The organism is Luteolibacter rhizosphaerae, from assembly GCF_025950095.1.
GTDB lineage: Bacteria > Verrucomicrobiota > Verrucomicrobiia > Verrucomicrobiales > Akkermansiaceae > Haloferula > Haloferula rhizosphaerae.
The window spans coordinates 372,455-393,975 of the sequence record NZ_JAPDDR010000005.1; the positions used below are offsets into that span (position 1 = coordinate 372,455).

At 62.4% G+C, this 21,521-nt stretch carries 12 protein-coding genes; 8 read left to right on the plus strand and 4 right to left on the minus strand.

Translation table 11 applies throughout. The annotated features are described in order from the left end of the window. Nucleotides 1-25: 25 nt before the first annotated feature. Complete coding sequence (locus OJ996_RS11830; RefSeq protein ID WP_264513795.1) at nt 26-1,615, plus strand: Rne/Rng family ribonuclease; 1,590 nt, start codon at nt 26-28, stop codon at nt 1,613-1,615. A 134-nt stretch (nt 1,616-1,749) separates the two neighbouring features. On the opposite strand, the gene OJ996_RS11835 is transcribed toward OJ996_RS11830, so the two are convergent. Next, nucleotides 1,750-3,036: a dihydroorotase gene (locus tag OJ996_RS11835; protein ID WP_264513796.1), complete on the minus strand. Its 1,287-nt coding sequence runs from the start codon at nt 3,034-3,036 to the stop codon at nt 1,750-1,752. Between the two features lie 94 nt (nt 3,037-3,130). Between OJ996_RS11835 and OJ996_RS11840 the strand changes: the two genes are divergently transcribed. After that, nucleotides 3,131-3,565, plus strand: a complete 435-nt coding sequence (locus OJ996_RS11840) for a VOC family protein (protein ID WP_264513797.1) — start codon at nt 3,131-3,133, stop codon at nt 3,563-3,565. An 8-nt stretch (nt 3,566-3,573) separates the two neighbouring features. Here OJ996_RS11840 and OJ996_RS11845 read toward each other — a convergent pair whose 3' ends face one another. Next, nucleotides 3,574-4,614 carry a hypothetical protein gene (locus OJ996_RS11845; protein WP_264513798.1) on the minus strand — a complete coding sequence of 347 codons (1,041 nt, stop codon included), beginning with the start codon at nt 4,612-4,614 and terminating at the stop codon, nt 3,574-3,576. A gap of 457 nt (nt 4,615-5,071) precedes the next feature. Between OJ996_RS11845 and OJ996_RS11850 the strand changes: the two genes are divergently transcribed. The 4 genes from OJ996_RS11850 (at nt 5,072) to OJ996_RS11865 (ending at nt 13,302) form a co-directional block, all read left to right on the plus strand. Beyond that, a complete protein-coding gene (locus OJ996_RS11850) occupies nt 5,072-6,037 on the plus strand; it encodes an endonuclease/exonuclease/phosphatase family protein (RefSeq protein ID WP_264513799.1) in 966 nt (321 codons plus the stop codon). A gap of 152 nt (nt 6,038-6,189) precedes the next feature. Further along, entirely contained in the window at nt 6,190-11,253 is a 5,064-nt protein-coding gene (locus OJ996_RS11855) for a DUF1800 family protein (protein WP_264513800.1), read from the plus strand. 25 nt (nt 11,254-11,278) lie between these two features. After that, entirely contained in the window at nt 11,279-12,769 is a 1,491-nt protein-coding gene (locus tag OJ996_RS11860; protein ID WP_264513801.1) for a DUF1501 domain-containing protein, read from the plus strand. Nucleotides 12,770-12,771: 2 nt separating this feature from the next. Beyond that, entirely contained in the window at nt 12,772-13,302 is a 531-nt protein-coding gene (locus OJ996_RS11865; RefSeq protein WP_264513802.1) for a hypothetical protein, read from the plus strand. A gap of 22 nt (nt 13,303-13,324) precedes the next feature. Here OJ996_RS11865 and OJ996_RS11870 read toward each other — a convergent pair whose 3' ends face one another. Both OJ996_RS11870 and OJ996_RS11875 read right to left on the minus strand, forming a co-directional pair. Then, on the minus strand, nt 13,325-16,405 hold the full coding sequence (locus OJ996_RS11870) for an Ig-like domain-containing protein (protein ID WP_264513803.1): 3,081 nt from the start codon (nt 16,403-16,405) through the stop codon (nt 13,325-13,327). Between the two features lie 506 nt (nt 16,406-16,911). Continuing rightward, complete coding sequence (locus tag OJ996_RS11875; protein WP_264513804.1) at nt 16,912-17,805, minus strand: hypothetical protein; 894 nt, start codon at nt 17,803-17,805, stop codon at nt 16,912-16,914. A 90-nt stretch (nt 17,806-17,895) separates the two neighbouring features. Here OJ996_RS11875 and OJ996_RS11880 point away from each other — a divergent pair, with 90 nt between their 5' ends. Further along, a complete protein-coding gene (locus OJ996_RS11880) occupies nt 17,896-18,753 on the plus strand; it encodes an alpha/beta hydrolase family protein (protein WP_264513805.1) in 858 nt (285 codons plus the stop codon). A 56-nt stretch (nt 18,754-18,809) separates the two neighbouring features. Continuing rightward, a complete protein-coding gene (locus OJ996_RS11885) occupies nt 18,810-21,497 on the plus strand; it encodes a M16 family metallopeptidase (RefSeq protein ID WP_264513806.1) in 2,688 nt (895 codons plus the stop codon). Nucleotides 21,498-21,521 lie beyond the last annotated feature (24 nt).

A 21,521-nucleotide genomic window follows, 5' to 3' on the forward strand; every position in this document is an offset into this window, starting at 1 on the left:
TCCCACCTCCTGTCTTAACAAATCCATGATTCAGAAAATCAAACGCTTCCTTGGAATCGGGCGACCGAACCCCAAGGAGGGCAACACGGTTATCGTCAATGTCGAACGCTTGGAGCGACGCGTCGCCCTCCTCGATAACGGCGTCCTGGAAGAATACACCGTCGAGCGCGAAGGCGAACAGAACATCGTCGGCGGTATCTTCAAAGGCCGCGTGAAGAACATCGAACCGGGCCTCAAGGCCATGTTCGTCGACATCGGCCTCGACAAAAACGCCTTCCTCCACTTCTGGGACGCCATCCCTGCCGCTCTCGATGCCGGTCTCGAAGAGATCGAGCGCGCGAGCAGCAACAAGAAGAAGCAACAGCAGAAGATCACCTCCAAGGACATCCCGAGCATCTACCCGATCGGCTCGGAGATCATGATCCAGGTGTCCAAGGGGCCGATCGGCACCAAGGGCCCGCGTGTCACCACGAATATCTCCTTGGCCGGTCGTTACCTGGTGCTCATGCCCTTCACCGAGCAGTTCGGCATCTCCCGCAAGATCGAGGACCCGAAGGAGCGCCTGCGCCTGCGCAAGATCATGCAGAAGCTCAGCGTGCCGGAAGGTATGGGCATCATCATGCGCACCGTGGCTCACGGCACCCGTGCCCGCCACTTCGTCCGCGACCTCGCCATGTTGCTTGAGCAGTGGGGTGCGGTGGAAGACAAGCGCGACTCCGGCCCGGCTCCCCTCTGCGTGTTCCAAGAGCCCGGCCTGATCGAGCGCACCGCCCGCGACTTCCTCACCGATGAAGTCGACCAAGTGCTCTGCGACAGCGCGGAAACCACCGAGTTCATCCGCGAAATCGCCGGCAAGGTGTCGCGCCGCGCCAAGCGCCGCATCCATCATCTGCCGACCTCGCAGCCGATCTTCGAGGCGGTGAATATCCAGAAGCAGATCGACGAGGCCTTCTCCCGCCAGGTCTGGCTGCCCTGCGGCGGTTATATCGTGATCGATGAAACCGAAGCCCTCATCTCCATCGACGTGAACACCGGCCGCAACCGCGGCTCGAAGGACGTCGACAAGATGATCTTCGAGACCAACGTCGAGGCCGCCCAGGAAGTCGCCCGCCAGCTCCGCCTGCGCAACATCGGCGGTTTGGTCGTGGTCGACTTCATCGACATGCGCCACCGCAAGGACCAGCAGGCCGTCTACAAGGCGATGAAGGATCGCCTCAAGAAGGACAAGGCCAAGACCCAAGTCCTGCAGATCTCCTCCATCGGCCTGATGGAGATGACTCGCCAGCGCCTGAATGAGTCGCTGCGCGACACCATGTTCGAGCCCTGCCCCTATTGCCAGGGCCGCGGCCGCGTGAAGACCCCGATGACCATGAGCGTCGAGATCCAGCGTCGCATCGTGACCGTCATCAACAAACACCGCGACCAAGCGGGCGACCTCGTCATCGTGGTCAACCCCGACGTGCTCACCCGCTTCAAGACCGAAGACGGCAAGCACCTCGTCGAGCTAGAGCGCCAGCACTCCGGCCGCCTCATCTTCCGCTCGGATCCATCGCTCCACCGCGAGCGCTTCCTGATCATCGACTCCGCCACGGAGAAGACGATCGACCAAGGCTGATCCGGCCTTCACTCAGAGGCGCCGCCTCGCAAGGGGCGGCGCCTTTCTTTTAAGGAGCAGCGACCTTACTGTCGCTGGCACCGTCCCGGGCGGCGACATCCCTCACAGCTGGAGTCCCATACTCCTTTGGTAAATCAGCGCTCCAGTAGGATCTCTCCACCGCGCACTACCAGATCCACACTCCCTTTCAGCGTCTTGTCGAGGAAGGGCGTGTTACGGCTCTTCGACTTCATGAACTCCGCCGTGAAGGTCGTGCTGCCCTCGGGATCGAAGAGAATGAATTCGGCGAACTTCCCTTCCTCCACCGGCACCGCTTCCAGCCCCATCAGGCGACGCGGCTCGGCGGAATAGCGCTTCACCAGCACATCCCAGCCCAGCTCTCCCCGCGAAATGAAGCGGTCATACATCGACACCAGCGCGGTATCCATCCCGGTGATCCCGTTCGGCGCGCTCACGAAATCCTGCGCCTTCTCAAAGGGCGTATGCGGCGCGTGGTCGGTCGCCAGCAAGTCGAAGACACCGCTCTTCAATCCCTCTAACAGAGCCTCGTTGTCCGCCCGCGTGCGCAGTGGCGGGTTCATCTTGTAGTGGGTGTCGTAGTCGCCGATGTCCTCATCGATGAACATCAGGTGATGCGGTGCCACCTCAGCGGTCACCTTCACGTCTCCGCGCTCCTTCCACCACTTGATCGTTTCCATCCCCAGCTTGCTGGAGACATGCTGGATGTGGATGTGCGCGCCGGTCGCATGCGCCAGCCGGATATCCCGGTCCAGCATGATCTCCTCCGCGCAGGCGGGGCTGCCCTTGATCCCGAGCCGGTAAGCCATCGGCCCGTCGTTCAAAGCACGCGGACCCGCCAGCTCGTGGACTTCGCAATGGCTTGCAAAAAACATCCCGAACTCGCTCGCATACTGCATCGCCCGGTAGAGCACCGCGGCATCGCCCACGCCGTCACCGTCATCGGTCAGCATCTTCACTCCCAGGCTGCGCATGCCATCGATGGCCGCCAGTTCCTTGCCCTCGCGGCCCTTCGTGATGCAGCCGGAGGTGTAAACCGGGATCCGCGAAACCGCCTTCGCCTTGTCCAAAACCATCTTCACCACCGTGGCGGAATCGATCGCCGGAGAGGTATTCGGCATCATCACCACGCCCGTGATCCCGCCGTTGATCGCCGCCTCCGTGCCGCTCGCGATGTCCTCCTTCGCCTCGAAGCCCGGCTCGCGGAAGTGCACGTGGGCATCGAACATCGCAGGCATCAGCAGTCGCCCCCGGCCCTCGATCACCTTCGCCCCTTCTGGAACGCTGAGCCCCGCCCCGACCGCCTTGAAGCTGCCGTTCTCCACCAGCACGTCGGCATCCCGGAACTCGGGCGAATCTTCGGAAACCACGCGGACCTGGCGGATGAACAGCACGTCGGACATGGCCGCTTCATGCCATCCCGCCCCCGCCCCGTCCAGTGCCGCGAAAGGAGATCGACGCCATACACGCCAGCCTCCCACACTTCCGCCCAAAAGCATGGAACCCCGCATCACCCTTCTCACCCTTGGCGTTGCCGATCTCGCCCGCTCCGTCGCCTTTTATCGCGATGGTCTACGCTGGCCCACCACCTACAAGGACGGCGATGGCGTCGCCTTCTTCGATCTCTCCGGTACCAAGCTCGGTCTCTACGGCCTGCATGCTCTTTGCGAGGACATCTCCCCGGACACCCGGCCCGCCAGCGGCGGTTTTAGCGGCATCACCATCGCCCACAATGTCCGCACCAAGGAGGAAGTCGCTGCCGTCCTCGCCGAGGCGGAACGTGCCGGAGGCCGGATCGTCAAGCCCGCCCAAGACGTCTTCTGGGGCGGCCACAGCGGCTACTTCACCGATCCCGATGGACACCACTGGGAGGTGGCATGGAATCCCATGATGCCGCTGGATGAGACCGGATTCATGACCATGCCCGGTTGACACCTGAATCACTCGCCCAGCCTCTGCGTCCAGCTTGCCACCGCATCCGGATTGCTTTTCTCCAGGCTCCGGATCAACCCGCGGATCGCAGCCTTCGTCACCGGCGTCGAGGGCGCTCCGGCCAGCCACTCCTCCACCTCGGGAGAGCCTCCTTCGGACCAATGTTCGAACTGGCTTGAGACTTTGTCTTCCGGCCAGTTCCGGCCCAAGGCATCCAGAAACCCGTCCACACCCCGGTCCGCCGACTTGTTGGTCGACGACGCGCCGCTAAAGCGGACGAACTGCTCGAAGCCCATCCAAGGCTCGTTGCCGACCTTTCCCCACAGTTCCGCGGACTTGTCGTAGCTGAGTTCGCCCAGGGCCCATTGGATCTGCCCCCAAGCGTTCTCGGCCGCAGCGCTCGAGATCTCGTCATCCGGCAGAGCCGACAGCCAAGCCGCAGCGCCGGCGAGATCGGTATTCGCGGAGAAGATCTGCGCGGAGAAACCCCAGCGCACGCATTCGAGATAGGTATTGGGATCCAGGTTTTTCCCGTTGGCTGCCACCCACCCTGCCGCGGCGACGGGATCCGTCTTCAGCCACCCGTCCACCACGGCGGCATTCCCGCCGAATCTCTCCGCCTCGCCGGGATTCTCGTTCATCCACTTGAGCGCGGCATCCGGATCCACCCGCCCCCAGCCGAAGGCAATCGCCCTGAGATCGCCACGAGGGACAATGCCGTTCTGGTGCTGGGTTTTGAGAAACTCCATAGCCTCGGTGGGGGCCACCATGCCCCAGCGCATCGCGAAGGTCTTGTATTCATCGAAAGCCCTCCCCTCCTGATGAAGCTCCGCGAACATCGCATGGATCGCGGGGGCGTCCTCCGCACGCGCGAGCTCCAGCAAGAGGGCGAAATTCCGGCTGCGCCGCGCACCGTCGTTATCCATCAGCGTGCCGCGGCAGGCTTCGACCAGCTTCTTGTTCGGCTCGCCGGTGGTAGTTCCGGAAGCGAGTTCGTCGAAGGTGGCCAGCAGGCGGGAGGTCGCCGGATCCGCAACGAGTTTCGCCACGGAACCGTCGCGCCCGTAACTCCTAGGGCGGGTCCGTGGACCGCCCTGCTCCTCCTTGGCACTTGCGTCTTTATCCTGCTCATCTCGCCGGGAGCTTTGCCAGGCGACGACCCATCCGCTGCAGGCGAGAGCCGCGAGAACTGCGACCAATGAACCGGGATAAGATCGGGCGGGCATGGTGACATGTTATCTTGTGAGCCCCTGTGAAGGTCAATATCACCGGGGCCAATGACACGGATGCCTCGCGAGTCAGGTCCTACGTGATGACGGGATAGCGCTCCCCGCCGCAATGCGCCACCGTTGCGGCGGATTCGGTTGAATCAACACCCCAGCGTTGATTCTGGCTTCAAAGTTGATGATGGTGTTTTCGCCCCTCCGGTTCGGACAAGCCGGAGGGGCGCTTCTCTTTCGGGCCTTATCTTGACCCGGAACCGCTTGGCAGCGGAGCATGTCTCAAATGAAGCCTCCTGATTTCATTCGGCGGATCGGAGGCGCGCTTCCTCTCGTCGCACTTGCGGCTGCGCTCCTCGGCACGATCGGGTCTCCGCTGGGGATCTGGTCCAGCCAGATCGAGCGAATGAGCCATTTCCGTCTTTGGTGGATTGGTCTCTTGTTGCTTCTTACGCTGGGCTTTGCCCGGGACAAGCGTCGCCTGACCTCGTTGCTGGCATTGATCGCCGCCGTGATGGCAACTCGACCTCTGCTGCCTTACTGGACGCCATCCCCGGCCGTCGCGGCCGGGAGCAGCAAAGGGCTCTCCTTCAAGGTCACCGCTTGGAACTTACTATGGGAGAATCCCGACAAGAGCGATGCATTAGCTTGGCTCCAGACCGGAAACGAAGATGTGCTGCTCCTAACGGAGTGCACCTCTGAATGGATGAAGTTTCTGGAGCCTTTGGAGCGGACCTATCCCCACCGAATCCACAGCCGCCGCGATGGCGCGGAGGGCATGTGGTTGCTCAGCCGCCATCCGCTGGATCAGCCCGATCCCGAAGGTCTCGCCAAGAACAAGCCCTGGATCTCGGTGATCATCCACACCCCGCTTGGCCCGGTCCGCTTCGTCGGCATGCATCCTCGCACACCGCGCTCCGGCCCGCGGTTTCTGGAGAGGAATGAGCAGTATGATCGGATCGCCTCGGTGTCGGCCATGTCACCCTTGCCTGTGATCGTCGCGGGCGATCTCAATTGCACACCCTTCTCTCCGTGGTTTGGGCGCTTCCTCGAAAGAGGAAAGCTGGAGGATACAGCGCTCGGTCGCGGCCTTCAAGGAACATGGAGTAGTTCAGGCATCCGGTTGCCCATCGATCACATTCTCGCCAGCCCGGACTGGCTGGGGGAGCAGAGGCAGGTTCACCCCGACCGGATGGGATCCGACCATCACCCGGTCATTGCGGTTCTATCCATGGCAGATCCGCAAAAATAGTCAGTCCCCGCCGATTTTTGGGGAAGGGAGACTTTCCTCTCGCCATCGCCCGCCGCTTCTGGCATCCGATTCACCGCTCACTCCTGCTCCGATGTCGACCTGCTCCCGAGGCCCGGCATCCCCCCGCGGATCGGTCTCGCCAGCCAGCCGCCATGAAAACCGCCGCACGCCTTCTCGCGTTCGTATCTTGCCTCGTCGCCATTGCCCGCGCCGATCTCGACCTTGACTCGAATGGTCTAGGCGATGTCTGGGAGGCGAAGTTCAAGCCCGCCGTCCTCGTTCCGTCCGCTGATCCGGACGGAGACGGCCGCACCAATCTTGAGGAATGCGAGGCCGGCACCGACCCTTTGGCTCCGGAGGATATCTTCGCCATCGGCTCGATCGCCCTCTCGGGGAATGATCTGGTGCTGCGCTGGGATTCCCAGAACGGGAAGCGCTACCAACTGCAGGCCACACCGACTCCTGCGGTCGCCGGTAGCTGGCAGCCCATCCCCGGGTTGCATTCCGGCACCGGCGGCGAGTTGACGGCTACCACCCCTCGCCCGGCCACGCCGAAAACTTTCTTCCGGGTAGTCGCGGCCGACGTGGATACCGATGGCGACGGACTCACGGACTGGGAGGAGATCCAAGCCGGCCATGATCCGAACGTGGATCACGCCACCTCCTGCGGCTGCGGCACGAATTGCAATTGCGGCGCCGATTGCGCCTGCGGAAAGACCGAGATCGAACAGCTCACGGAGGAACTCCAAGGCACCCCGGAGATTTCGGTCGCCGTGAACGACGAGGAAGGGACGGAGCCTGCCACGGCCCCCTCCTCCGATACCGCGAGCTTCGTGATCAAGCGCAGGGCGGGTATCGCACGCACGGTGGTGAATCTCTCTACCGGCGGCTCGGCCTCCGCCTCGGATTTCACCGCGCTTCCCTCCACCATCGTGCTGCCCTTGGCGGTGAAGGAGCTCATTGTGACCGTCACACCGCTCCCGGACAGCGTGGTCGAATCGGATGAATCGGTGCAGCTCACCCTTGGCTCCGGTGCTTCCTACTCCTTGGGCACGCAGGTCAGCGCGTCCGTGTTGATCCATGACCGCATCCAAGCAAATGGAACCGGGCTCTTCGCGGAGTTCTGGAAGCATCCCGGCACCACGGCGAATGCTCCCTACTTCACCGGCACGCCGCAGATCAGCCGCGTTGATCCGCAGATCAATTTCGACAATGGCGGCACCAGCGGGGCTTGGCCTGGTGCGCCAATCACGGTCTCCGGCACCACGTCGAACTATTTCTCCAGCCGCTGGACCGGCGAGATCCTGCCGGAGTTCTCCCAAGCCTACACGATCTTCGGTAACGCGAATGAAACCTGCCGGATCTGGATCAATGGCCAGCTCGTCATCAACAACTGGCCGCCTGCCATCCCTCTTTCCGGTGAAGCGTCGGCAGTCGTTCCTCTCGAAGGCGGCAAGCGCTATCCGATCGTCTTCGAGCACTACAACAACACCGGCGGTCACCGTGCCATCCTTTCCTGGCAGTCCGCCAGCCAAGCGAAGCAAGTGGTCCCCCAGACCCGGCTCTTCCCGAATACCGCGCCGAAAATTTTCGGGCCCTACGATGCCATGACCTTCATCGGCGGGCCGGACTTCAACTACAGCATCAATGCCAGCGGGCGACCGACTGGATATGCTGCCAGCAACCTCCCGCCCGGGCTTTCCATTGATCCGCTCAGCGGCCTGATCTCGGGCACGCCTTCAGTCCCGGGCACATGGCGCGTGCTGATGACGGCTACGAACGGTTTCGGCTCCGGCTCCGCTTTCCTGGAGATCACCGTCATCGGGACCAGCGGCGGCATCACCCGGGAGCTCTGGACAGGCGTGAATGGCTCTAGCGTTTCGCAGATTCCGCTGACCACGCCACCCACCTCCACCTCGCTGCTTACCTCCTTGGAATCTCCCGCGAATTCCGCGGACAACTACGGCGCCCGGATTCGCGGCTTCCTCACCGCACCGATGTCCGGAGACTATCGCTTCTTTCTGCGCGCGGATGAAGCCGCGGAGTTCTATCTCTCCGACGACGAGGAGCCCGTGAATTCCTGGAAGCGGGCCGAGCTTGCCACTCCGGTCATCGCGACCGATTGGAGCGGCGCGGCGCAATCTCCCCTGCTGCGTCTCGAAGGAGGGCGCCGCTACTATCTTGAACTCCGCCATAAGGAAGGCACCGGCAGCGACCATCTGGCCTTGGGCTGGGTTCTCCCTGATCAACCGGAGGCGTCGACTCCCGTGGTAGTCCCGGGACACGTGCTGACCCGCTTTGAGGATGTTGCCCTTGGGTCCTCTCCGGATGGCACGCTCTATTTCACCTCGCTCACGCCTCAGGCTGGTGCGGTCACGAATGCTTATGGCTCCTGCACCCTGCGTCTGTCTCCGGACAAGACCACGGCATGGGTCCGGCCGAATTTCACCGGGCTCGGCTCGGACTTCTTCGCCATGCATGTGCATGACGACCGCTTGCCGCCCACCTCGAACATCGTCTTCGACCTCGATGAGCCGGGCGTGGAGAAACTGGCCGATGGTTCCTATATCTGGCACATCACCGGGGTAGGCACCCTGAGTGCGGAGCAAATCGCGGATGGCATCTCCCAACATGCCTACCTGAACGTGCACAGCGTTCAGTACATGAACGGCGAGATCAAAGGCTACTTCAAGCCGCTCGACGGTTCTTCCTCCTTCACCGCGCCTCCCGCTCCGCCGGATTGGACCACTCAGCCAGCGGCTTCCCACACCAATGCCACCGCGGCAGCCCGCTTCCTCCAGCAGGCAACCTTCGGACCTCATGCCAATGACATCGCGGCCCTCCAAGGTTCCGCTTCCTTCGATGCGTGGATCAATGCCGAGTTCGCGAAGTCTGCTACCAAGCATCTTCCCTTCGTGGAGCAGTTCCGGACCGTCACCGATCCGAACAGCCCGATGTATCCGGGCACCCTCACCTTCAACTCATGGTGGAAGAACTCGATCGAGGGTCCCGACCAACTCCGCCAGCGCGTGGCCTTCGCGCTCAGCGAGATCATGGTCGTCTCGGAAAACGGCCCGCTCGATGACCGTGCGAACGCCCTCTCGGACTACTACGACATGTTGCTCGAGCATTCCTTCGGCAATGCCCGTGACCTGATCGAGGCGGTCACGCTCCATCCGGCCATGGGCCGCTATCTGGACATGCTCCGGAACGACAAGCCGAGTCTCACTGCCGGCCGTATTCCGAACGAAAACTACGCCCGCGAGATCCTGCAGCTCTTCTCGCTCGGCTTGAACCGCATGCATCCGGACGGATCGATGATCCTGAACTCCCATGGCTTGCCGATACCGGTTTACGGGCAGGAAGAGATCATCGGCTACGCCCATGTTTTCACCGGCTGGGAGTATGGTTACACAGGTGATCTGAAGACCTCCTTCAACGCTTCATCGAACTGGATCGAGCCGATGCGCGAGGTTCCGGCGCGGCACTTCACCGGTAGGAAGCGGCTCCTCAATAACATCGTCTTGCCCGGCCTCCCCGCAGTCGGCGGCATCCCGCTCGATCCTTACGCCACGCCGAATACCACCGTGCTTGCCGATCCGGGCTTCCAAGGCTTGGCCCGCCAAGAACTCGATCGGGTTCACGACCAGCTCTTCAACCATCCGAATATGGGGCCTTTCCTCTGCCGGCAGTTGATCCAGCGCTTGGTCACCTCGACGCCCAGCCGCGGCTACATCTATCGCGTCGTCAGCAAGTTCAATGACAACGGCTCCGGCGTTCGCGGTGACATGAAGGCCGTGATCAAGGCCATCCTGCTCGACTACGAGGCCCGCTCGATCGTGGCCGCATCCGCACCCGGCTATGGCAAGCAACGTGAACCGGTCGTCCGGGTCACGCAGTTCGTCCGCGCTTTCAAACCGAACAACAACTTCGCGGGCCTGTATGCCCAAGACGGCGGGCTGATCACGGTCGATACGGCCCCGACCGTCCACCGCTTGGTCAACAATCAGAAGGTCATGCTCGGCTTCTCCGGCCCGAGCGTGAAGAGCACGGATGGCGATTACTCGGTCACCTCGGCCATCGCTCCGACTGCAACAAGCTTCGCCGTCCGCACCCGCGACGTCCATCGCTCGACTTGGGCACAGGCGGGCAATGTGATCACCGTGACCACCCCGGTGACCTACGACTACGATCCCGGCCAGTCGGTCTACATCCGCTTCCGCACCGGTGGTGCTGGCGTGGTGGAGAACGGGGTTTATTCCATCTTGGCCACACCCACGAGTTCGACCTTCACGGTCACCGCACCGGACGCCGTGACCCGCTCGGGGGATTGCGATGTGGCATGGTTGCGTGGAAGCTACACGCAGAACCACACCGCGGGCGTGACCACGCTGACGATCACTTGCGGCACCCTGCCGCAGCAAGCTGTCGGCAACAAACTGCACATGACCTTCAAGCCGGTCACCGGCCAGACAACCATGCCGCCGGATGGTCTCTATACCATCGCGTCGATCGCGGAGGGCGAACCGCGGCGCTTCACCCTCACGCCGGATAGCGGGGTCGTATCCACTCTCACCGGTCGCTCGGGCACCTTCCATGCCGGTGCCGTGACCCCCGTGCTGGATCGTGGCGGCTCGGCCTCCGATATCGCGGTGTCCGGCTACTCTGATTGGAATGTCAGCAGCACCGACACCGATCTCGGTCAGACCCCGCTGCGCGCACCCACGGTCTTCAATTTCTTCGAGCCGGATTACCAGTTCCCGGGCACCTTGGCCGCGAACGGCCTGATCACTCCGGAGTTCCAGATCAGTTCGGACACTAATGTGATCCGCCAAGCGAACTTCCTCTTTGGCGGCATCTACTCGCACGCCACCAGCACGACATCGTCTTCCACCTACACGAATGGTTTCAACCATTTCAAGGCGGGTGCCCATGACATGATGATGGACTTCTCCCCCTGGATGGGTGCCAGGACCAGTGGCAGCGATTACTGGACCAATGATGCGAACCTGCGCGCGTTGATCCGCGAGTTCTCGAAGGTCCTACTCGCCGGCCAGATGAGCACGGCGATGGAGGATGAGATCTACAACTTCACCACGAACACGACGAACATCGCCTACACCGCTGCCGCTCCCACGGAAACCCAGCGACGTAACCGAGTCCGCGCCATCCTTCACCTGATCGCCGTGTCCCCCGATTTCGCGGTCCAACACTGAGCTTCGAACCTCGCCACCTCACGCCATGTCCACCATCGATCAGGATCGCGCCAAGTTTCTCCGCACGCGTCGCAGCTTCCTCCGCGACTTCGGCACCGCGGCCTTGGGTTCGCTCGCGGTTTCCAGCACGCTGCGGGATTTCCGCCTCATCAACTCGGCCGTCGCCCAAGGCAACGGACCCTTCGCCTTCCCCGACTACAAGGCGCTCGTCTGCGTCTTCCTCTCCGGGGGTAACGATAGCAACAACCTGGTGATCCCGCGCGGGGCAGCTCACGCGAACTACGCCGCGATCCGCCAGAACCTCACCATCCCGGAGTCCGTCCTGCTCCCCATCACGCCCGAGGATGGCGATGGCAACGACTACGGCCTGCATCCATCCTGCGGGGGTCTCGCACAGATGTTCGAAGGCGGGAAAGCAGCCTTCCTTTTCAACGTCGGCCCCCTGCTCTTCCCGACAACGCGCATCCAGTACCAGAAGAAGCTCGTGGCCTTGCCGCCGCAGCTTTTCTCGCACTCCGACCAAGTGATGCACTGGCAGACTTCGCTACCGGATCAGCCTCCCCGCACCGGCTGGGGCGGCCGCGTGGCCGATCTCCTGCACCCCTCTCAGGATTCCCTCATCAACGATCCGGTGAACCGCGCGAAGATCGCCCTTTGCACCAGCATCGCCGGAGCCAATACCTTCGAGGTGGGATCGAGCATTCAGCAATACCACGTCTCCACCGGTGGTGCCGTGGTGATGTCGGGCACCGGCGGTGCCGCGGGCTCGGCCACCAAGAATCGCGAGAATGCCATCCGCAATATCGCCAAGCTCCAGCAGGGCAATCTCCAGTCGGGAGCCTATGGCGAGATCATCGATGATGCGATCGGAACCGGCGTGCTGCTCAATGAAGCGATCGCTGCGACCAATACCACGGTATGGCAGACGGCCTTCCCCACCGGCAGCTTCGGAGATCAGATGAAGATGGTCGCGCGGATCATCGCGGCACGGGATACCCTCAAGATCAAGCGTCAGATCTTTTTCGTCTCTTTCGGCAGCTACGACACCCACACTTCGCAGGTTGGCACCGGTGATGACCCGCTGACAGGCACGCATGCCAACCTGCTGGGACAACTCAGCAACGGCATCGCCGCCTTCCACGCCGCACTCAACCAGATCGGCGGTGCCTCGCTCCAGAATAGTGTCGTGGGCTTCACCGCTTCCGACTTCGGCCGCACGATGCCGACCAACGGTCAAGGCAGCGACCACGGCTGGGGCAGCCATCACCTGATCTTCGGTGGCGACGGATCGAACAATAGCGCCGTCCGCGGCAAGCGCACCTACGGCACCTTCCCCGTCCTCCAAGTGAACGGCCCCGACGACACCAGCACCGGCCGCTGGATTCCCACCACCAGCGTGGACGAATACAGCGCCACGCTCGCCCGCTGGTTCGGCGTGGACGATGCGCACATGCCGGTCGTCTTCCCCAACCTCGGACGCTTCGGCAATCCCGATCTCGGGTTCCTCAATACCTGAGAATGTCCCCGCAGTCGAAAGCAGTCGTGGCCATCGCCATCGGTGGCCTCTTGGTGTGGCGTCCTTGGAAGGGCCTCTACGAGTCGGACTCCGAGACTCCCGCTCTTCAGTCACCCACAGGAGAGGCGGCTACCAGGCCGTCTCCCGGAGTCGAACCACCGCGCGCTGGCCCGTCCACGCAGCCCGCGCCCTCCACCCCTCCCCCTGCGACCATCTCCGCGATGTCTCCGGAGGATCTCCAGAAGGTCCGCGATGCCATCGACAATATCGAGTTCGCCTTTCGCGACTTCTCCACCGCCATGCGCGGCAATCCCGTCGGCAACAACGCCGAGATTACCGCCGCCCTCCTAGGCGATAACGAGAAACAACTCAAGCTGGAGATCCCCGGTGGCTCCACCCTCAACGACAAGGGCGAGCTCTGCGATCCCTGGGGCACCCCATGGTTCTTCCACCAACTGAGTGCCACTCAAACCGAAGTCCGTTCCGCCGGCCCGGATCGCAAGATGTACAGCGAGGACGACTTCGTGAGATAGATCGCCCTCTCCCCGGTCTGGTTCACTTCACCGGGCTGTTCAGTCGGTAGAACTCGCTCTTCTTTCCGGCGGGTAGAGGCATTTCCAGCGTGGTCACTCCTTGATCGCCGATCTCGACCTCACCGATAGGAGTCCATTCCAGGAGGTCCGGAGAGCTCTCGAGAACCCAGATGTCACCCGCGCCGCCCGAAGCCGTCAGCGTCAAGCCATCCGGCCGCGAAGGCTCGGTCGTCAATAGAAGTCGCGGATCCACCGGCTTGCTCGCAGCCTTCTGACTCGAATTCGCCGCGGATGAGGCCATGGTGCTCGGATTCACCACGTTGATCGTCACGGTCCCGGCCGCCGAGTCGGTAACTCCGTCATTGGCCACGTAGGTAAATGAGACACTTCCCATGAATCCCTTCGCGGGCTTGTAAGTCAGCTTGCTCCCTTTCCCCGAGAGCTTGCCGCTGGCCGGCTTCGTGAGAACCCGGTAGGTCAGCGGATCGCCATCGGAATCGTGCGCGTTGAGAGTAACCACGATCGGCTTGTTCGCCGGCGTCGTCAGAGTCCGGGAAGTGATCACCGGAGCCCGGTTGTTCGGATTGACTACCTCGATCGATACCGTCGCCACATTCGAACTGAGCAGACCGTCACTCGCCCGGAAGGTGTAGCTATCCTTTCCCTTGAACCCGTAGTTCGGCATGTACATCAAATGGGGCGATGTCCCCACCAGCTTCCCGTTCTTCGGCCCCTTCACCACCGTGAAGGTTAGCGCGTCGCCTTCAGGATCCACCCCGCTTAGCGGAGTTCCCACCCACGCATTCTGAAGCGAGGTCGCCGCGGAGGAGTTCGCGGACGGCTTCGTATTCTTGCCGCGGACATCGATCGCAACCAAAGCCACCGCCGAGTCCAGAATGCCATCGTTCACCACGTAAGAGAAACGATCATCGCCCTTGTAGCTCGTGTTCGGCTTGTAGGTTAGATTGGGCGGCGTTCCCAGCAACACCCCGTTCGTGGGTCCGCTGACAATCCGGAACGTAAGCGGATTCGCGTCCGCATCGGTTCCCGCAAGAACGACCGGAAGCGATTTGTTCATCAGCGTGAACACCGATCTCACCTGCGCCACCGGTGCCCGGTTGGTGGTGGTGATGGTGATGCTCACCGTCGCCGTGGCCGAGTTCACCGTCCCGTCGTTCACCCGGAAAGTGAAGCTGTCGCTACCGGAGAAATTGTTGTTCGGCACATAGGTCAGGTTCGGCGGCGTGCCGCTTAGCGTGCCGCTCGCAGGCTGGCTGGCGATGCCGAATGTCAGCGCACTCCCCTCGACATCGCTGCCGGCCAAAACCACTGCCACCGAGTTGTTGAGCGTCGTCGTCACGCTCCGCGGCGTCGCCACCGGAGCATCGTTCACTGCCGCGACATTGATCGTCACCGTTGCCGCCGCCGAATTGGCAGCTCCGTCGTTTACCCGGAAGGTGAAGCTATCCGTACCGTTGAAGTTCAGCTGCGGCGTGTAGCTCAGGTTCGGCGGCGTCCCGCTCAAGGTGCCCTTCGACGGCTGCGTCACGACCGCATAGCTAAGCGCGCTATTCTCCGGATCCGTCCCGCCAAGCGTGATCGACCTCGCGGTATCCTCGGTAGCGTTCACCGTTTGCGAGATCGCCGTCGGAACCGCATTGCCCGGCACAATCGAAATACTCACCGTGCCGACCCCCGAGTCCAGCACGCCGTCGCTCACTCGGAATGTGAAGCTATCGCTGCCCAGGTTCCCCGTCCCGGGCTGATAGGTAAGGTTGGGAGGAGTGCCACTCAGCGTGCCCTGGGTCGGCTGGTTGAGAATCGTATAGGTCAGCGGATCCCCATCCACGTCCACTGCGGACAGGGTCGCGGGCACCGGATTGTTCAAGCTGGTCGTGATCGAAGTCGAACTCGCCACCGGTGCATCGTTCACCGGCGTCACCGAAATGGTGACGTTCGCATTCGCCGAATTCGCGCTGCCGTCATTCACCCGGAAGACGAAAATATCGGCCCCGTTGCTGTTCAGCGCCGGAATGTAGGTGAGATTCGGCGGCGTCCCGCTCAAGGCCCCCTTCGCAGGCGGCGTTACGATCGAATAGCTCAGATTACTTCCCTCGATATCGCTGCCGAACAAGGTAAGCGCCACCGGGGTATCTTCCAGGGTGGACGTGGACCCCGGCGTCGCCACCGGAACGTCGTTCACCGCGGCGATGGATATCGAGACCGTAGCCACCCCGGATTCCAGCACCCCATCGCTCACCTTGAAGGTGAAGCTGTCGTTGCCGTTCACGTTGGCAGCCGGACGGTAGGTCAGGTTCGGCGGCGTCCCCGTCAGCGTCCCCTTCGTCGGAGCAGTGAGAATCGTATAGGTCAGCCCCGTGCCATCGGGATCGGACGCCGCCAGGGTGAAGGCCAGATTGGTATCCTCGCTGGTACTGATCGAAGAGGAATTCGCGATCGGCGCGTCGTTCACCGGCTCGATCACGATGCTCACCGTCACGGTCGCCGAGTTCGCCGATCCGTCGCTCGCGCGATACGTGAAGCTATCCGTGCCCACCGCATTGGTGGCCGGGCGGTAGGTCAGATTCGGTGCGGTCCCGGTCAGCGTCCCCTTGCTCGGCGCGCTTACGATCGAGTAAGTGATCGGATCGCCGTCCGCATCGCTTGCCGAGAGCGTCGCCGCCACGCTCACGTCCTCGAGCGTGCTGAGGCTGAATCCCTCTGCCACCGGCGGGATGTTCGGCGTTCCCGGCACCGTATAAGATACCTCGCCGGCGTTCGGGCTGGTCTGCCCTCCCGTGTTGTATGCTACGACAGTAAAGTAATACGTCGTCCCGCCGTCCAAACCCGTAGCCGTGGCCGAAAGGCTATTCCCGACATCGATCGTATTGGTATAGCTGCCGCTGGCAGTGCCATATCGCAGGCGGTAACCGGCGATGTTCGTCTCGGGATTGGCGTTCCAAGCGAGATCAACCGTCTTGTCCGCAGCCGCTCGGACCTCGGTCGCGAGACCGGTCAGAACGGTGGCAAGAGAGAGGAATCGCGCCAGGACTCTTCCCGGCGCGAGGTCGTAGGATGTTTTGGCGGCGACCGAAGGTGTCATCTGCTATGGGCTAGTTTGCGGTTTCACTTGTCGCGGGCCTAGGGCAGGACCGCAGGGGGCAGGCGAAACGCAACTCGCGGCAAGACGGCCGTCCGGCTTGCCACTCCGGGGGAAACGGAGCAGTGAGATTGCGGATTCTAGAGAGGGTTGCTCGGAAGCGTCCCTGAAGGCTCATCCGCCGCACCCGGGGTCCACTCTCCAGTCCCGCTCCGGGGACGTTTCCGGCTCGAGAACCGGAAAGAAAGGGTTGGCTTGGCGCGATGATGCCGGGGCTTTTCATGGAACTTTTCCGACCGGTCAAACCCCGTTAGAACGGGCTGACCTTTGCGGAATAGTAGAAAATCCGGAAATCTTAACAAGAAAATCCGTGTCCAATTTTTGAACGTCGCTGATTCTCAAGTGTCATGTGAATAACTCAGGCTAATTCGGGTGCTTTGTAAGGCCTGTTCCTGACGCAAATATATTTCCGTCAGGCTTATCCCCACGGGTTAGAGACAGGGTATCTCTTAACGACGCGTCGGAACCAGCTTCGTAGCCGTAGCCGCATCCACTTCGAAGGTTCCCTTTCCGAAGCCCTTCACCGCGCCGCCCTCCGCGACCTGATATTCATACGCCTTGATCGGCTTGGTCCCCTCGATCTCCGACATAAGATAGACGCGGATCGAAAGGGCTTCCTTGCCGGTGGATCCTGGCAGCGCCTTGGCGGTATAGGTCACGGAGTTCACCCCGTCGAGCGCCCCACCCGTCACGATCTCCGCCTCCTTGGCATTGGCGAAGCGGTGGCGGCTGAGCTGGTTCACCTGCACGTTGATCTCCCGCCCCGGGCAGAAGACATACACCTTGGCAATGTACTTGGCGGTGGGCACGGGCAGAGGTGCCTTCGGAACCACCCCGTCCGCCTGGAACTCCGGCGTCTCGGAAACATATTTCAAGTCGCCCGCCGCCAGCTCCTTCCGGACATCCTCCAGCGCGGCTAGATTAACGAAATCCGCGCGGTCATACTTCCATCCGCCCGCATTCAAGAAAGACAGCACCAGCACGTTGTCCGTCGGATCCCCGCCCACGCCGAAGTTGATTTTGCCGAAGAACGCCGCTTTCGCCGTGGCCCCCTTCTGGGACAGGTGGATCATCTTCAGGTTCTCCAGAGAAGGCGGAGGCGCCGGCATATCGAAAACCGCAGCCGGGAACGGCCGCTTTTCCGAAACCAGCCGGTTCCGGATCTCCGCTTGGCGATGAGGCGCCGTGGCCCGCTGCCACGCGGAAACGTCCTTCCTCAGGACGGCCGTGCGCCAGACGCCGTAAATGCTCACTAGGGATTTGGCCGTCTCCGCTGCCGGGGCTTGGGCGAAGGCCACGGCGGAGCTGGCAACAAGGACGAGAGTGGTCAGGAAGCGCGTCATCGGCGGAATCGATTGGACAAGTGCCACGCGGACATAACAATTCTTTTCGCGCGCCGGACGAGTCCGGGCATTTCCTTCCCGTCCCCCTCGATGAGTCTGCTCCAAAGAACCCCGCTGATCGGCCAAGCCAGGCAGCGGGAGATGCTGAAGTCGGCCACCTCCTTCGCCTATTCCGAAACTCCCGAGGGTCCGCTCCACGCGCACTTCTTCACCCCGCCGGGCTTCGAGCCGGGAGACAAGCGCCCCCTCATGGTCTTCCTTCATGGCGGACTCTGGGATACCGCCATGGCCACCCAGTTCGTCCCGCATTGCCTGCACTTCGCTGCACGCGGTGCCGTGCCTGTGACCTTGGAGACACGCGTCTTCTCCACCCATCGTACCGGCCCGCTGGATGCCCTTGCCGATCTGAAGGCCTTCCTCGCTTGGCTGAAAAGCTACGAACACCATTTCGGTGTGGATCACGAAAAGGTTGTCCTCGCCGGAGCGGCCGGGGGTGCCTTCCTCGCCTTGGCCATGACTCTGCCCAAGCTCCAGAAGGGTGAGTTACCGGCGGTCTATACCCCCGCGGCCCTGCTGCTCTTTAGCTCGATCCTCGACTCCACCGTGAGGCCGGTCGTCGAACGCTTCCCGGATGCCGCCACGGCCAAACGCCTCAGCCCGCTCAAGGCGGTGCGCCGCAAGGCCCCGCCCATGATGCTCTTCCATGGCAAGAAGGACCGCGTCGCCCCCTTCGCTCACGTCGAGAAGTTCATGAAGTCGATGCGCTGGAGGCGGAACAAGATCGAACTCCTCGATTTCGAGAACGCCGAGCACTCCTTCTTCAATTTTAATGTCTCCGATCTCCACTACGAACTCAGCGTCGCGGCTGCGGATCGATTCCTCGTGGATCTCGGCATTCTGGAGCCGGCACCGGTGATCGAGGAAGGCCTCGTCGATCATCTCGACTAGTGCACCGGGGAAAATCCGCTAGCTCCGGAGCACTCCTTCTGGCCAGCTAGCTTCTGATGTTCGGCCGCACCTCGCTCGTTTGCCTCGTCACACTCTCCGGCTTGCTCGAAGCCCGCACCGAGGGCTTTGCGGAGATTAAGTCCCTGAATGGAATCACCGAATACCGGCTCGAGTCGAACGGCCTGACAGTTCTGCTGCGGCCGGAGCACTCGGTCCCCGCCGTGACCTTCATGGTCACCTACCGCATCGGCTCGCGGAACGAGAGCTACGGCACCACCGGGGCCACCCACCTGCTGGAGCACCTGATGTTCAAGGGCACCGCCAGGCACAACAAGGAAGCGGGCAATGGCTTCGACCAGCTCCTTGAACGCACCGGTGCGGAAACGAATGCCACCACCTGGCTGGACCGCACCAACTACATCACCACCCTTGGTCCTCAGGACTTGCCGGTCATCGTCGGTTTGGAAGCCGATCGCATGCGCAATCTCCGCCTGCGGGAGGAGGACCGCCGCCCCGAGATGACCGTGGTCCGAAATGAGTTCGATCAGGTTGAGAACAATCCGATGTACTCGCTGCAGCGGGAGATCTGGGCCACCGCCTACCTCGCCCATCCCTATCGCCACAGCACTCTGGGTTGGAGCAGCGATGTGGAGAACGTGCCGATCGAGAAACTCCGGGAATTCTACGATACCTATTACTGGCCGGACAATGCGACGGTCTCCGTCATCGGGGACTTCCAGCCGGAAACAGTGCTCCCGCTGATCAAGCAGCACTATGCGGAGATCCCGAAATCTCCGAAGGCCTTCCCGCAGGTTTATACCCGTGAGCCGGCACAGACCGGCCCGCGCCGCGTTGAGATGAAGCGCCCCGGCGAGCTCGGCGTCGTGACCCTTGCCTACAAATCTCCGCCCGCCACCGATCCGGACTACGCACCCCTGGCCGTGCTTTGCGAGCTGCTCGGCGAGGGTAAGAACAGCCGCTTTCGCAAGGCGCTCACGGATGCCGGCATGACCACCGAAGTCATGGCCGGCTCGGAGTTCACCCGTGATCCATCCTTGCTCTCCATCACGGCGGAACTCACCGGCGAGGCCGGGCATGCGGAGGTGGAGCAGCGGATTATCGAAACGATCGCCACCCTTCTTGATAAGGGTGTGAGTGAGGAAGAGGTCGCTTCCGCCATCGCCCGCTTGGATGCCCGTTCAACCTTTGATCGGGATGGATCGAGCCAGATCGCTTTTGCCCTGAATGAGTGCATCGCCGTCGGCGATTGGACTCTCTATCACACTTTGAATGAAGCCGTCCGCCAGGTGACGGCCGCGGAGGTAAACCGCGTGGCGCGGCGCTGGTTGGTGAAGGACCGCAGCACCACCGGCTGGTTCGTCCCTCAGGCCCCGGATGCGGAACCGGAGGGAGCACCCGCACTTCCGGAGACCCACGCCTCGACGCCCGCACCGCCTTTGATTCTGCCGGAAGGCCCGCCTGCCACCGTCGGGGAGGCGGCACGGATCGCCCCGCGCATCTCGCGCAGTCGCACCGCCGGGTTGGATCTCCTCCTCTGCCCCACCGGCACGCAGGATCTCGTCATCCTGAGCGGAAGCATTCCTTTCGACGATCCCGCGCAACAAGCGCTCGCAAGTTTCACTGCCCGTTTGCTCGATCGCGGCACTTCAAAGCATGACGTCACGCAGATCGGAACTCTGCTCGACGAAGTGGGTGCCACTTTGGAATTCGGGGTAAGGGAGGATTCCATCGAGTTCGCCGGGCGTTGTATGAAAAAGGATCTGCCCCACGTCCTTGATCTGCTGGCCGGGCAACTTCGCGAGCCCAGCTTCCCTCCGGAGGAAATCGAAAAGGTCCGGACCCAGATGCTCGCGGAAACGGCGCAGAGCCGCTCGGACACCAATTCCCAAGCCTTGCTCGCCTTCAGCCGCGCCGCTTTCCCGGACAGCCATCCGAAATGGGAGGCCAGTGCCGATGAGACGATCACCCGACTGAAGACCTTGCAGCGTGAGGACCTCGTTCGCTTTCATCGCGACTGGATTGGCCCCGCCGGCGCCACCCTCGTTTTGGCGGGCGATCTCGATCTCCCCGTCTGCCGGAAGGAAGTGGCGGAAGCCTTCGCGGGTTGGGTCGGAGGCAAGGTGGCGCAAGCTCCCGCTTCGGCTCCTCCGCTCGCTGCTGCCGTGGAATTGAAGGTCCCGATTCCCGGCAAGGAAAGCGTGAGCCTGATTCTCGGTCAGCCCAGCGGCCTCCGTTTTGGCGATCCGGACTACCTCCCGCTCGCGCTGGCCACTTCTGCCTTGGGTCAAGGCTTCACCAGCCGTCTCCTCAATACCGTCCGCGATACCGAAGGGCTGACCTACGGCGTTCAGGCCCAGCTCTCGTCCCGCGCCTTGGAGGATGGCACCTGGCTGATCGCCGGGTCTTTTGCCCCGGATCTTCTCGAACGCGGGCTCGGCTCCGTCCGCCGGGAACTCGGCAAATGGCATCGCGAAGGTTTGGGACCGGTGGAATTCGCCTACCACCAGAATGCCATGATTGGCAGACACCGCGTCAGCCTCGCCACTACGGAGAATCTTGCCGCGGTCGTGCTCGCCACGGTTCGCCGTGGTCTTCCCCTTTCCTGGTTGGACGAATTCCCCGCCCAAGTCGCCGCCCTGAGCCCGGATCAGGTCAATGAGGTGATCCGCCGCCGCCTCGATCCCACCCGCATGATCACGGTGAAAAGCGGCAAACTCCCCTAAAGAAACGGGCTCCTGCTCCCAAGT